11 protein-coding genes are annotated in these 14,039 nt (G+C 70.6%); 6 read left to right on the plus strand and 5 right to left on the minus strand.

Translation table 11 applies throughout. From position 1 onward, the window contains the following. The first annotated feature begins 92 nt into the window (after nt 1-92). From ABH920_RS33485 to ABH920_RS33500, 4 genes are read left to right on the plus strand one after another with little or no spacing between them, the layout of a single operon-like run. Nucleotides 93-1,043, plus strand: coding sequence for a branched-chain amino acid ABC transporter permease (locus tag ABH920_RS33485; protein WP_370353241.1), 951 nt, complete (start codon nt 93-95; stop codon nt 1,041-1,043). Further along, nucleotides 1,040-2,473 carry a branched-chain amino acid ABC transporter permease gene (locus ABH920_RS33490; RefSeq protein WP_370353242.1) on the plus strand — a complete coding sequence of 478 codons (1,434 nt, stop codon included), beginning with the start codon at nt 1,040-1,042 and terminating at the stop codon, nt 2,471-2,473. The genes ABH920_RS33485 and ABH920_RS33490 overlap by 4 nt, the downstream gene beginning before the upstream one ends. After that, nucleotides 2,470-3,867, plus strand: a complete 1,398-nt coding sequence (locus ABH920_RS33495) for an ATP-binding cassette domain-containing protein (RefSeq protein WP_370353243.1) — start codon at nt 2,470-2,472, stop codon at nt 3,865-3,867. The genes ABH920_RS33490 and ABH920_RS33495 overlap by 4 nt, the downstream gene beginning before the upstream one ends. Then, nucleotides 3,864-4,634 (plus strand): ABC transporter ATP-binding protein, encoded by a 771-nt coding sequence (locus ABH920_RS33500; protein WP_370353244.1) that lies wholly within the window; start codon nt 3,864-3,866, stop codon nt 4,632-4,634. The genes ABH920_RS33495 and ABH920_RS33500 overlap by 4 nt, the downstream gene beginning before the upstream one ends. A gap of 122 nt (nt 4,635-4,756) precedes the next feature. Here ABH920_RS33500 and ABH920_RS33505 read toward each other — a convergent pair whose 3' ends face one another. The 4 genes from ABH920_RS33505 to ABH920_RS33520 form a co-directional block, all read right to left on the minus strand. Then, complete coding sequence (locus ABH920_RS33505) at nt 4,757-5,677, minus strand: phosphotransferase family protein (RefSeq protein ID WP_370353245.1); 921 nt, start codon at nt 5,675-5,677, stop codon at nt 4,757-4,759. Between the two features lie 61 nt (nt 5,678-5,738). Beyond that, the gene (locus ABH920_RS33510) at nt 5,739-6,374 is read right to left on the minus strand and encodes a hypothetical protein (protein WP_370353246.1); all 636 of its coding nucleotides are present in this window, start codon (nt 6,372-6,374) and stop codon (nt 5,739-5,741) included. A 97-nt stretch (nt 6,375-6,471) separates the two neighbouring features. Continuing rightward, nucleotides 6,472-7,578: a hypothetical protein gene (locus ABH920_RS33515; protein WP_370353247.1), complete on the minus strand. Its 1,107-nt coding sequence runs from the start codon at nt 7,576-7,578 to the stop codon at nt 6,472-6,474. 51 nt (nt 7,579-7,629) lie between these two features. Next, the gene (locus tag ABH920_RS33520) at nt 7,630-8,061 is read right to left on the minus strand and encodes a hotdog fold thioesterase (RefSeq protein WP_370353248.1); all 432 of its coding nucleotides are present in this window, start codon (nt 8,059-8,061) and stop codon (nt 7,630-7,632) included. A gap of 136 nt (nt 8,062-8,197) precedes the next feature. Here ABH920_RS33520 and polA point away from each other — a divergent pair, with 136 nt between their 5' ends. Further along, complete coding sequence (gene polA / locus ABH920_RS33525; protein ID WP_370353249.1) at nt 8,198-10,915, plus strand: DNA polymerase I; 2,718 nt, start codon at nt 8,198-8,200, stop codon at nt 10,913-10,915. Between the two features lie 67 nt (nt 10,916-10,982). Here polA and ABH920_RS33530 read toward each other — a convergent pair whose 3' ends face one another. Continuing rightward, the gene (locus tag ABH920_RS33530; protein WP_370353250.1) at nt 10,983-12,599 is read right to left on the minus strand and encodes a hypothetical protein; all 1,617 of its coding nucleotides are present in this window, start codon (nt 12,597-12,599) and stop codon (nt 10,983-10,985) included. A gap of 237 nt (nt 12,600-12,836) precedes the next feature. On the opposite strand from ABH920_RS33530, the gene ABH920_RS33535 reads away from it, so the two are divergent. Further along, on the plus strand, nt 12,837-14,015 hold the full coding sequence (locus ABH920_RS33535; protein ID WP_370353251.1) for a glycosyltransferase family 4 protein: 1,179 nt from the start codon (nt 12,837-12,839) through the stop codon (nt 14,013-14,015). Nucleotides 14,016-14,039 lie beyond the last annotated feature (24 nt).

Here is a 14,039-nt window from a genome sequence, read left to right on the forward strand (position 1 = left end):
CGTGGCCCGCTTGGTTCCACAGCGGGCCACGGCTTTCGTGTGGCATCGGGCCACCCCCGCAACCCTGACGCCTCCTGCACAGGAAGCCCTTTATGTACATCACCCAACACTTTTGGGAGCTACTGTTCCAAGGGATCAGGCTCGGCTCCCTCTACGCCCTGATCGCCATCGGCTACACCATGGTCTACGGCGTGCTCCAGCTGATCAACTTCGCTCACAGCGAGGTGTTCATGTCCGGCGCCCTGGGCGGCGTGTTCATGCTCACCGCGCTGGTCGGCACCGGCGGCAAGATCCCCAGCGGGTTCGAGGCCTTCGAGTACACCGCCCTGGCCCTGGTGGCCGGCGCCGCGGTGGGCGCGGCCATCGCGTTCTCGCTGGAGCGTGTGGCCTATAGGCCACTGAGAAAACGCCACTCGCCCAAGCTGGTGTACCTGATCACCGCGATCGGCGCCTCGATCTTCCTGTACAACCTGGCCGGCAAGCTGTTCGGCCGCAACAACCTGCAGGTCCCGGAGTCCTTCCACTCCGGAAAGGTTTTCGTCCTGCCCGGCGCCGGGGCCGTGGGCCCGCGCACGGTCAAGACCCTGGACGTGCTGATCATCGCCACCGCGCTGGTCATGATGATCCTGCTGGACCTGCTGATCTCCCGGACCAAGCTGGGCGCCGGCATCCGCGCCGTGGCTCAGGACGCCGAGACCGCGCAGCTCATGGGTGTGGACGTGTCCAAGGTGATCTCCCGGACCTTCATCATCGGCGGTCTGCTGGCCGGCGTCGGCGGCGTGCTGTACGCGATGTTCCACGCGGTGACCTACACGATGGGCTTCGTCCCGGGCATCAAGGCGTTCACCGCCGCGGTCCTCGGCGGCATCGGCAACGTCCGCGGCGCCATGCTCGGCGGCCTGCTGCTGGGCATCGTGGAGAGCTTCAGCCAGGGCATCTTCTCTCTGGAGTGGGTCGACGTGGTCTCCTTCGTGGTCCTGGTCGGGGTCCTGCTGATCCGCCCGACCGGCATCCTGGGCGAGCGGACGGGGAGGGCGGCGTGACGGCCTCGATCTCTGAGCTGTCGGCGCAAGTCCGACAGCTGCGCAGCCACGAGACGTGGTGGCGCAACCCGCTGTTCGCGCGACTGTTCGGCATCATCGCGCTGTTCATGGTGCTCAGCATCCTGACGAACCAGACGCAGGGCTCTTCCAGCAACTACACCCTGGTCGTCAAGGACAGCTGGTTCTCCACACGCGGCGCCGAGTACCTCGTCGGCGCGATCGTGGTCTGGCTGATCGCCGAACTGTGGCGGATCCGCGGACTGGGCCGCATCGCCGCGCAGGCGGTGGCGCCGGTGCGCCAGGTGAAGAACGCCCCGGCGCTGAAGAACCAGTGGACCAAGCGCGGCGGGATCCTGGCGCTCGTCGTCGTGGCGATCCTGCTGCCGAACGTGGGCCTGTTCACCCTGCCGTACTTCCAGTCGGTGCTGTCCGACCAGGTCGGCGTGTACGTGCTGGCCGCGGTCGGGCTGAACGTGGTGGTCGGCTGGGCCGGCCTGCTGGACCTGGGCTACATCGCGTTCTTCGCGATCGGCGCGTACACCACCGCCATCTTGTCCGGCAAGCTCCCGATCGGCGCCGACGGCAACCCCGAGGCGCACCCGCCGATCCACCTGAACCTGTTCTTCGCGTTCCCGATCGCGGTCCTGCTGACCATGGCCGCCGGCCTCATCCTGGGTGCCCCCACGCTGCGGCTGCGGGGCGACTACCTGGCGATCGTGACGCTGGGCTTCCACGAGATCGTGCTGAACATCGCCCGGAACAACCCGAAGAACATCACCGGCGGCGCCCTGGGCGCGACCGGGATCTCGACGTTCCGGTTCAACCTGTTCGGCATCCACTACGACTGGAACACCAACGATTCCAAACCGTACTGGTATCTGGCGATCGGGCTGATCATCGTCGTGGTCTTCGCCTTCCGCAGGCTGGAGCACTCCAAGGTCGGCCGGACCTGGACGGCGATCCGCGAGGACGAGGTGGCCGCGGCCGCCTCGGGCGTGCCGACCGTGAAGTACAAGCTGATGGCCTTCGCGATCGGCGCCTCCACCTCCGGATTCGCCGGCGTGTTGTCGACAGCGAAGATCACCGCGATCACACCGGACAACTTCCCACTACCGTTGTCCATCTTCGTGCTGGCGTACGTCATCTTCGGCGGAATGGGCTCGTTGACCGGTGTCATCGTCGGAGCCTCGCTGATGACCTTCCTGCCGTACTTCCTGCAGGGTCCGCCCTCGTGGTTCAACGGCGGTCATCCGGTGGTCGACCCCAAGGACATCCCGATGTGGGTGGGCGCGGTCCTGCTGACCATGATGATCTTCCGGCCCCAGGGCCTGATCCCGTCCAAACGCCGGGCCCAGGAGCTGGCGCAGGCCGAGCACGGCGTCGGCGACGCGGACGCGATGACCGAGCCGGCGGAAGGAGTGGCCCCGTGAGCACGAGCACTGAGACCGCCGCGCAGGGCACGGCGGTCGGCGAGCCGGTCCTGCGCGCCGAGGGCGTGACCCTCCGGTTCGGCGGTCTGACCAGCCTGGACGGCGTCGGCCTGACGCTGCACCGCGGGGAGATCCTGGCGGTGATCGGGCCCAACGGCGCCGGGAAGACCTCGCTGTTCAACAGCCTGACCGGGGTCTACCTGCCGCAGCAGGGCGTGATCGAGTTCGTGCCGGCCGGCGTCGGCTCGGAGGTGCCGCTGGTGCGCACCAACTCCCTGACCCGCCGCCGCACGAACCGCAAGCCGCACCTGGTGAACCGCGTGGGCATCTCGCGCACGTTCCAGAACATCCGGCTGTTCAACGCGCTGACGGTGCTGGAGAACGTGCAGATCGCGGCCGAGACGCGCAGCTCCTCCGGCCCCATCGGCGTGATGCTGGGCCTGCCCCGCAACCGCCGCAACGAGCGGGCCGCGCGCCAGCACTCGCGAGAGATGCTGGAGTTCGTGGGCCTGCGCGGCAAGGAGAGCGAGATCGCCGGCTCGCTGTCCTACGGCGACCAGCGGCGCCTGGAGATCGCCCGGGCGCTGGCCAGCGACCCGAAGGTGCTGCTGCTGGACGAGCCGGCGGCCGGCACCAACCCCTCGGAGAAGCTGGGGCTGGCGCAGCTGATCACCCGCATCAACGTCGAACTCGGCATCAGCATCCTGCTGATCGAGCACGACATGCGGCTGGTGATGTCGGTGGCGCACCGGATCACGGTGCTGAACTTCGGCAAGGTGATCGCCTCCGGGCTGCCTTCCGAGGTGCAGCAGAACCCTGCGGTGATCGAGGCTTACCTGGGGAGCGACGCGGCGGAGGAGGCGGTGGCTGAGGCTGCTGCTGAGGCTGCTGCCGACGCGCCGCCCGGTGCTGCCGGGCCTGCCGTTGACGCGCTTCCCGGTGCTGCCGGGCCTGCCGTTGACGCGCTTCCCGGTGCTGCCGGGCCCGCCGCTGAGGCGCTGCCTGGAAGCGCAGGGGTTGCGGCTGCCGCCGAGTCCGAGTCCGAGGCTCACACCGAGTCCGAGTCCGAGGCTGAGCCTGAGGCCTCGACCGAGTCTGCGGCTGACGCCGAGCCTGAGACGTCGACCGAGCCTGAGGCCTCGACCGAGCCTGAGACCGACGCCGAGTCCGAGGCCGACACCGAGACCGAACTCCAGGCTGAAGCGGAGTCCGAGAGCGCGGCCGCAGCCGAGTCCCCGGCGTCCGCCGAAGCCGGTCAGGCCGTGGCGTCCGAGGCGTCCGAGGCCGAGTCCCAGGCCGAGGCCCAGGAATCCCAGGCCGAGGAATCTTCCGCTGAAGAGTCCCCGGCCGCCGGATCCCCGGCCCGCGACACCAACGAGGAGGGGTCCGCGTGAGCGACCAGGCGACGACCATCCCCGCCCCGCGCACCGAGAACCACCGCACCGACGCGGCGCTCCTGGAGCTCCGCTCGGTCGAGGTGGCGTACGGCGGCATCGTGGCCCTGAAGGGCATCGACCTGGAGGTCCACCAGGGCGAGATCGTGGCCCTGCTCGGCGCCAACGGAGCCGGCAAGACCACGACCCTGCGCACCGTCTCAGGGCTCCTCCAGCCGCGCTCCGGCCAGGTCCTGTACGCCGGCGAGCCCCTGTCGGGCATCCCGGCGCACAAGATCGTCCAACTGGGCATCGGCCACTCCCCGGAAGGCCGCCGCATCTTCCCGCGGATGACCGTCCTGGAGAACCTCCAGATGGGTGCCTACCGCTTCAAGGCGGTGTCCCAGAAGGACCTGGACCAGGTCTTCGAGCTCTTCCCGCGGCTGCACGAACGCCGCACCCAGCTCGGCGGCAACCTGTCCGGCGGCGAGCAGCAGATGCTCGCCATCGGCCGGGCCATGATGGGCCAGCCCACCCTGCTGCTCCTCGACGAACCCTCGATGGGCCTGGCGCCACTGATCGTGGCCCAGATCTTCGAGATCATCGAGCGCATCAACGCCCTGGGCACCACCATCCTCCTGGTCGAACAGAACGCGGCCCAGGCCCTCAAGCTCGCCAACCGAGGCTACGTCCTGGAAACCGGCGAGGTCCGCATGAGCGCCCCCGCCGCGGAACTGCTGGACGACCCGCGCGTCCGCGAGGCCTACCTCGGCGAGACCGCGGAGTAGTCCGAGCTGAGAGAAGTTCGAGCACTGAGATCAGCGGCCGTGATCCCCAACGCTTTCACCGGCAAGGGGATCACGGCCTCTGTTTACCTCCGGCCGTGCCCCCGGCTGTACCTCCAGCCGCGCTAGCCCAAACGCTCCAAAGCCGCCCGCAGAAACGCGTCACGCCGCCGCTGAAGCGTCGACCGGTCGAGATCGGGCCGCCCCTGATCCTGGATGGTGGATACGAACTCTGTCATCCGTGGCGGCGTGCTCAACGAGGCGACGACGTCCCAGTACGCCAGGTCCTTCGCCCGCTCGCGTCCGCCGGCTGCCAGGTACCCGGCCAGTACCGCCTTCTCGTGCCCGTCGCCGAACATCAGTGCCGCGTCCAGCCGGATCGAGGCGACGTCCAGGCCCGGCTCGCCGATCCCGGCGCAGTCCCAGTCCACGAACCCGGTCAGCTTCGCGCCCACCCACAGAGTGTTGCCCAGCCACAGATCCCCGTGGACCAGCCCCGGCTCCCCATCGGGAACAGGACGCGCCGCGATCGCCTCCTCGGCAGCCGTCAGCAGACTGTTCGTGCCCTGACGTCGGCGCGCACCCGCGAAGTCCACCCCCTGGATGGGACGCACCTTGCGCGCCATCCCGTCGAGCGCCGCGACAGGCACGCGACGCAACGCGGCGGTGGCCCTTCCGTACTCGTGCAGCTGTTCCGACACCGGCTCCACCGGGATCCGGCTGCTGCCCTCGATGACCGTGCTCAGCAGCGCCAGCGCCCCGGCCTGCGCGCCGGTCGCGTCGTGCGCGATGAGCCGCGGGCTGGGCACGCCATGTGCCCCGGCGATCCGCAGTGACCGCGCCTCGACCGCGAACCTCTCGCGCTGCTCCTCGTCATCCGGGTCGCCCACCCGGAGTACCGCGGAGCGGCCGTCGTCCAGACGCAGCAGCCACGGGTTCGAGCCCTCACGCAGCCCGGTGGCGCCGGCCGGCGTCGGGCGCGGCCGGCCCGGTGCCGTCAGCTGATCCAGTGCCCAATCCAGTACCGCCTCGGAGATGTCACTCATGGCGCAGACCTTACGGACCGCCTCTCACGAGAACAGGCACGTTTCGCGGCGCGTCGCACCCTCACGAAAACGGCCAACTCCGCACCGGCAGCGGCGCCCGCACCGTCGCCCCGCCTTCCCCGTCGTTGAACGTGAACCCGTTCACCGTCGCGTCGCGCGGCACGTCGTAGTAGATGTCGAACTCGTACCGGTCGCTGCGGCCGACCTCCGCGATCTGCAGCGGCTGCCGCTCCACCTCCTGCGCCTCGTACGAGACCGGGATCGACGCGCCGGCGGTCGTGGTCAGCGCGGTCTTGCGGACGTCGAAGGTGTGCGTGAAGGTGTCGTCGTCGGTCAGCGCGACCCGGATCAGGCAGTACTGGCCGTTCGCCTGCTCCTCGCCGTGCGTGCCGATGATCGTCGACAGGCCGCAGGTCATCCGCAGCGGGACCAGCACGATCTTGCCGCTGGTGTACGCCTCCTCCGACGGCAGCACGACCTCCTTCGGCCGCAGCGTCTCGTTCACCGGATCCGGCGCGAGCGTCGGTCCCGTGGCGGAGGCGGCCGCGGCCTTCGAGGATCCCTGGGCGGTCTGGGCCGAGCCGGCGTCGGCCGCGGCGGGCCAGGCCGCGACGGCGATCGCGGTGGCAACGGCGGCGCCGGCCAACACACCGGCGAGGGCGACAGCGCTGTCGCGGCGGGCGGGGCGAAACGTCACGCTACTTGGATACGCCGAGGCTCGGTCGTTGTATAGCCCTGCTGCGTAGCCTTGCATAGCACTGCGAACCCCACCTTCCGCAGGCCGGAACCCGACCTCAACCCCCGCAAGCCACCTGGAGCATCTCCGTCACCAACCCCGGCCGCAGCTGCGCGAAGAACACCTGCTGCGTCGACGTCCCGTGCCCCGGAGCCGGATTCTGCAAATGCGCCGTGAACTCCACCCCGGTCATGCTCTCGTTCCCCTGCGGCATCCGCGCGCAGTCGTCCAGATGCCAGTGCGTACTCACCCGCGCGCTCTGCCCGGCCGCCACCACCACCGGCAGCGCGTCCCCGGTGACGACCACATCGGACCCTATGGAAGCCACCTTGTCGACGATCCACTCCGTCGTCCCCGTCGCCTCGATCGTGAACGACAAGTCGAACCCCTGCGGATCACTCGGCGCGCCGATCGGCTGCGTCGTGTCGATCGCCGTGGCCGTGATCTGCCGGTCCGGCCTGGCACACTGCGTGGCCCGCTGCCGCGTGTACGTGTCCCACAACGCGCCGGTCAGCGGATAGGCGTAGTCGTGCCCCGCGTCCGGATTCTGCGGCGTGCTCACGCTGTACCGGATCGTCAACGGCAGCACCGGAAGATACGTGAAGTCGTCACACGCGTACGGAAGCGTTACCGGCACCGACACCGTGCTCCCCGCGCTCATGCCCTCCGCCGGCCACACCGACGCCGACCCGATCCGCGTCCCCACCGCGTCCCAGATCTCGGCGCTGACCACCTCCAGCGGCGCCGTGGCGTTGTTGGTCAGCTCCAAGCCCAGCACCGCGTGGTCGGCGCCGTCCGCGGTCTGGAGCGTGGTGGAGCCGAGCCGGACCTTGTACAGGTCGACGTTCACCTGCGACGGCGTCGGGATCGGCTGCGGCGTCGCCTCCCGTCCGCCCGGCGTTGGCCACGCGGCGAAGGTCAGCGCGGCGACCGCGGCGAGCACGCCGGCGATCCGGACCGCGCGGGGGAGCCGGCCGAAGTGCAAGCCCGGGTAGGTGCTGCCGTCGATGGTCTCGCGCTCGCTGCGGGCCGAGTTCGGCCCCTCGCCCGGCAGCGGATCGTCGTCGACGAGCTCGACGACGATCTCGAGCTCGCCGGGGTCCGGATCCCCGGCCTGGTCGGCCTCGGAGCCGTCGCCGCCGAAGTCCCCCCATCCTGCTCCCATGGGGGCATTGTCGATCCGTGGCGGACGGTGCGCCAGGGGATCAAGGACGCGTCATTCCTTGACCAGGCACGTGATCCTGCTGGTGCAGACCCGGCGCCCGGCCTCGTCGGTGACGACGATCTCGCTGACCACCAGGGTGCGCCCGGCGTGCAGCACCCGGCAGGTCCCGGTGACCCGGCCCTCCTTGGCCGAGCGGTGGTGCGTGGCGTTGATGTCCACGCCGACCACCTGCTTGTCCGCGCCGGCGTGCAGCGCGGCCATCAGCGAGCCCAGGGTCTCGGCCAGCACCACCGAGGCGCCGCCGTGCAGCAGGCCGTAGACCTGGGTGTTGCCGGCGACCGGCATCGTCGCGACGATCTCCTCCTTGGTCGCGGAGGTGATGACGATGTCCATGCGCTCGGTCAGGTGGCCGGCGCCGATCTCGTTGAACATCGCGGCGATCTGTTCGGCCTCGGACACCTGGTTGTTCTGGTCTATCGACATTGCGGAGCCTCTTTCGGTGGGCGGGGCGCGGAATGGCCGCGGAAAACTACACCACATTAACTGCAACGTGTTGCAGTCAGCCTAACCACCGCCGAGTTGCCCCGGCCTGTCGGTACCGCGCAATAGGATCCATACCGTGAGCCCCGCCAAGAAGACCCCCGAGTCCACCGCAAGCCGCCCCGTCCTGCTCCTGCTGGACGGCCATTCCCTGGCGTACCGGGCGTACTACGCGCTGAAGGAGGCCGACCTGCGCACCACCACGGGCCAGCCCACCGGCGCGGTGCAGGGGTTCACGTCGATGCTGATCAACACGCTGCGCGACGAGCAGCCGACGCACGTCGCGGTGGCCTTCGACGTCTCGCGCCAGACCTTCCGCACCGAGAAGTTCCCCGAGTACAAGGCCAACCGCTCGGCCTCGCCGGACGACTTCAAGAGCCAGATCGGCCTGATCGACGAGCTGCTCGCGGGCCTGGGCATCACGGTGATCCGCAAGGAGGGCTTCGAGGCGGACGACGTCATCGCCACCCTCACCACCCAGGCCGCCTCCGACGGCTACGAGGTCCGCATCCTCACCGGCGACCGCGACTCGCTCCAGCTGGTGAACGACGACGTCACCGTCCTGTACCCCAAGCGCGGCGTCTCGGACCTGTCCCGCTTCACCCCGGCGGCGGTGGAGGAGAAGTACGAGCTGACCCCGCAGCAGTACCCCGACTTCGCCGCGCTGCGCGGCGACCCCTCGGACAACCTGCCGAACATCCCCGGCGTCGGCGAGAAGACCGCCGCGAAGTGGATCCGCGAGTTCGGCTCGCTGACCGAGCTGGTGGCGCGCGCCGACGAGGTGAAGGGCAAGGCCGGCGAGACGCTGCGGGCGCACCTGGAGCAGGTGCGGCTCAACCGCGAGCTGACCGAGCTGATCAAGGACGTGCCGCTCCAGGCCGGCCCCGCGGACCTGGCGTGGACCTCCGAGGGCGACCCGGAGTCGGTGTACCAGCTGTTCGACACACTGGAGTTCTCCCGGTCGATGCGCGACCGCGTGGCACCGCTGCTGGCCTCCGGCGCCGACGAGACCGCCGTCGGCGAGGCCGTGGCGCTCCAGGGGCAGGTGCTGGAGGTCGGGCAGCTGTCCGACTGGCTGGCCGCGAACGCCACCGGCGAGGCCGCGACCGGCGTGGCGGTGAACGGCACCTGGGGCCGCGGGACCGGGGACGTCAGCGGCCTGGCTTTCGCCAGCGCCGACGGCACCGCCGCCTACATCGACGTCACCCAGCTGGACCCGGCCGACGAGACCGCGCTGGCGGCCTGGCTGGCCGACCCGGCGCGCCCGAAGGTGCTGCACGACGCCAAGGGCCCGATCCTGGCCCTGGCCGCGCGCGGCCTCACCCTGGACGGCGTGGTCGCCGACACCGCGCTGGAGGCCTACCTGGCCCAGTCCGGCCGCCGCTCCTTCGAGCTGGAGCCGCTGGCCGAGGAGGTGCTGGGCCGCCGCCTGTCGCCGGCCGACGCCGACACCAACCAGGGCACGCTGTTCGCCGACGAGGACGCCGAGGCCGAGCGCCAGATGGCCGCCGCGCACGCGGTCCTGGACCTGGCCGACGCGCTGCGCGAGAAGCTCGCCGACACCGGCGCCGAGCAGCTGCTGACCGACATCGAGCTGCCGCTGGTCGGCGTGCTGGCGGCGATGGAGCAGGTCGGCATCGCCATCGACGACCGGCTGTTCCAGGAGCTGGAGAAGGGCTTCTCCAGCGAGGCGTCCAAGGAGGTCGACGCGGCCCGCGCCGAGGCGGGCGTCGAGACCCTGAACCTGGGCTCGCCCAAGCAGCTGCAGGAAGTCATCTTCGAGACCCTGGGCATGCCCAAGACCAAGAAGATCAAGACCGGCTACACCACCGACGCCGACGCCCTGGCCTGGCTCCAGGCCCAGACCCAGCACCCGTTCCTGGACCACCTGCTGCGCTGGCGCGAGGTGAACCGGCTGAAGACCGTGGTCGAGGGGCTGTCGAAGTCGGTGTCGGCGGACACCCGCATCCACACCACCTACAACCAGATGATCGCCGCCACCGGCCGGCTGTCCTCGGTGGACCCGAACCTGCAGAACATCCCCATCCGCACCCTGGAGGGGCAGCAGATCCGCAAGGCCTTCATCGCCGGGCCCGGCTACGAGTCCCTGATGACCGCGGACTACAGCCAGATCGAGATGCGCATCATGGCGCACCTGTCCGAGGACCAGGGCCTGATCGACGCCTTCACCTCCGGCGAGGACCTGCACAACACGGTCGCCTCGAAGGTGTTCGAGGTGGACGCCACCGCCGTCGACCCCGAGCACCGCCGCCGCATCAAGGCCATGAGCTACGGCCTGGCCTACGGCCTGTCGGCGTTCGGCCTCTCGCAGCAGCTGGGCATCGAGACCGGCGAAGCGGCGAAGATGATGGAGGACTACTTCCAGCGCTTCGGCGGCGTCCGCGACTACCTGCACGAAATCGTGGTCCAGGCCCGCGCCACCGGCTACACCGAGACCATGTTCGGCCGCCGCCGCTACCTCCCGGACCTGGCCAGCGACAACCGCCAACGCCGCGAGATGGCCGAGCGGATGGCCCTGAACGCCCCGATCCAGGGCTCGGCCGCGGACATCATCAAGGTCGCGATGATCCGCGTGCGCGACGCGCTGGTGAAGGAGGAGCTCCAGTCCCGGATGCTGCTCCAGGTGCACGACGAACTGGTGCTGGAGATCGCCGCCGGCGAGCGGGAGCAGGTCGAGGCGCTGGTGCGGCGCGAGATGGCGGCCGCGGCGGAGCTGCGGGTGCCGCTGGACGTGTCGGTCGGGGTCGCCGCGAACTGGGCGGATGCGGCGCACTAGGCGCTGATGGTTGAGGGTCGACGGCTGAGGGCTGAGGGCTGAGGGCTGAGGGCTGAGGGCTCAGGCTCTACGTACTCTGCGCCACAGCCCCGACCGCCTGCGCGTCCTCGTCCTCGACCTCCGCCGCCGCTGTCGCCGCCACGGCCTCGACCGCCGCGCGCGCCGTCAGACAGACCGCCACCGACACCGTGGCGGTCACGAGCGAGCAGGCCGCGGCGGCCGTCACGATCGCCGCCGCCGAGCCGTGCGCGAAGCCGACGATCACCGTCGTCTCCAGCACGATCCCGCCGAGCACCACCGCCGACACCGCGTGCGAACGGCGCGCCACACCGTCAAGCAGCGCCAGGTTAACCAGCGCCAGCAACGCCCCGACGCTGGCGAAAACCCAGCCGTCGGCCCCGAGGTCGAAGCCGCCGGGCGTGGCGTACTTCGCCCCGAACGCCACCCGGATCAGCGGGTCGCCGCCCGCACCCGCGATCGCCACCCCCAGCACCCCGATCCCGCCGGTCAGCGCCAGCGCCGTCAGCAGCGCCCGCCGCCGTTCCGTGGGGCGCGCCAACCGCGGGTACGCCAGCAACGCCACGAAGCTCGGCGCGAAGAACGCCGCACGCGCCAACAACGCGCCGGTGTTGTAGCGACCGAGGTCCCCGTCGACCAGGTAGCGGCTGGCCAGCAGGGTGTCGAGGACCGTCAGCAGCAGGATGCCGCCCAGGCCGCCGGTCGCGCGCAGTACTTCGCTGACGTAGCCGTGGTGGGTGGCGGTGCGCGGGTCTGCGTCCTGCCATGCCGACGCCGATGCGGGTACCGCAACCGATGCCGATGCCGATGCCGATGTCGGTACCGCAGCCGCAGCCGCAGCCGCAGCCGATGCCGATTCCGGTACCGCAGCCGACGTCGACCGCGCGCCTCCGGCCGCTGCCGCCATGCTCGCTTCGGCGCGAGCGCCTGTTCCCGTCCCAGCCTCGGCGCCAGCGCCTGCCCCAGTTCCCGTCCCAGCCCCAGCCCCGGCTCCCGCGCCCGCCTCCACAACGTCCCGCAGCAACCACCGCCCCGCCACCGCCGCGAACGCCCAACCCGCCGTCTGCGCCGCCATCACCGTCGTCGGCGACACCTGCGCCGAAGCCGCCACCACCCCGATCGTCAACCGCGCCCCCTGCGCGGCCAAATACAGCACCGTCATCGTCATGAACCGCGACGTCCCCTGCGCGATCCCCAAGTACGACGCGAACACCGTGTTCGCCGCCAGCGACACCCCCGTCCACGCCACGCCCCCCACCGTCACCGACGGCAGCAACGCCGCGATCGCCGGCGCCAGCGCCACGAACACCGCCGCCACCGCGCCCCCGACCGCCAACCCCCGCCGTCGCAGCCCGCGCACCAACGCGGCCCGCGCCGCCGGCGAAGCCTCCGCGACCACCGCCAGCCGCCGCGCGTTGATCGCCTGCACCGCCAGCCCCGGCACCGTCCCGATCAGGAACACCGACAGCAGCGTCCCCAACTCCGCGTACCCGCCGGGCCCGAGCCCTCGCGAGAGCACCAGGTTGAACCCGTACGCCAGCACGTTCCCGAGCCCGGTCCCGACCGCCACCACCAGCCCGGCCGACGCGGTCCGTCCGCTCCCGCGCCGCGCACCGTCCCCGGCCCGCTCGTTCCTGGCCCGCTCGTTCTTGGCCCTGCGGAGCATCGAGAGTCCCTCCGGTGCGGTGCCGCGCGTGTCTCTTGAGCGGTCACGCTAGACGTCGGGGTACCTGAAGGACAGCCGGGTAACCCCCGTCTGAGTGAACTTCGGTCCCGAAAGCCTGCCGACGGCGCGCCACTCGCGGGGAACACCGGAACCGCTCCCGTCGCCCCGTACGATCGAAGATCCGCCCGAAAAGCCCCGCCTCGCGTGTCGCGCCGCGCTGTCCCTCGTTGTATCGCAGTGCACTTAGCCATCCTCAACTGGCGCGACCCCTGGCAGCAGACCGCCGGCGGAGCAGAGGCCTTCGCCCACGAGATCGCCCGCGGATTCGTGGCACGCGGCCACACCGTCGACTTCCTCACCTCGCGCGAACCGGGCCAACCACGCCGCGAGACCCGCGACGGCATCAGCTGGCTGCGATGCGGCGGCCCGTGGTCCGTGTATCCCGGCGTTCTCGCACACCTGATCAGGGCTCGACTGTCCGGACACGCGCCCGACTTCGTGATCGACTGCCAGAACGGCATCCCGTTCTTCTCCCCGCTGGTGCTGTCACGCCGGCGCACCGGTGTCGCGATCGTCGTCCACCACGTCCATGACGAGCAGTTCGCCACGCACTTCAGCCGTCCGATGGCCGCCCTCGGGCGGTGGCTGGAGGGCCCGGCGGCACGGCGGGTCTACCGGCGCTGTCCGGCGGTGGCGGTATCAGAGTCCACCATCGCCGCGATGCGGACCCGGTTGCGCTGGACCGGGCCGATTGAACTGGTTCACAACGGAGTCGCCGTTACCGGGGATGCGGTTCTCGAACCGGTACTACGACTAGTCGTAGCTCCAGAGGCTGAAAGCGGTGCGGCGCCTCAGTTGGTGGCCGTCGGCCGCCTGGTACGGCACAAGCGCCTGGAGCGGGTGGCCCAGCTCGCCGACGACCTCGCCGAGACATGGCCCGGCATCAAGGTCCACATCGTCGGTCGTGGCCCGGACGAGCAGCAGATTCGAGACACAGTGTCACGCATACGACACACTGACCACGTCCACATCCACGGCCACCTCCCCGACGAGGCCAAGAACCGCCTCCTGCGCAGCGCCCGGCTGCACCTGTCCGCGTCCCAGGGCGAGGGCTGGGGCCTGTCGGTGCTGGAGGCGGCGGCGCTGGGCGTGCCGACCGTCGCCTACGACGTCGACGGCCTGCGCGACGCCATCCGCGACGGCACCACCGGCTGGCTCGTCGCGCCCGGGGCGACCCTGGCCGACACGGTCTCCGGGGTTCTGAAGGAGCTCGACGCCGACCCGGCGCGCGCTTCCGAGGTGAGCACGGCGTGCATGGCGTGGGCCGCCGAGTTCGACTGGGAGCGCACGCGCAGCGCGATGGCGCAGTTGGCGGTCAGGAACTCGCGGACGCCCGGTACTGCCACGATCGGGTGAGCCCAGGCGGGGTGGTAGCGCGGG

The organism is Catenulispora sp. EB89, from assembly GCF_041261445.1.
Lineage (GTDB): Bacteria > Actinomycetota > Actinomycetes > Streptomycetales > Catenulisporaceae > Catenulispora.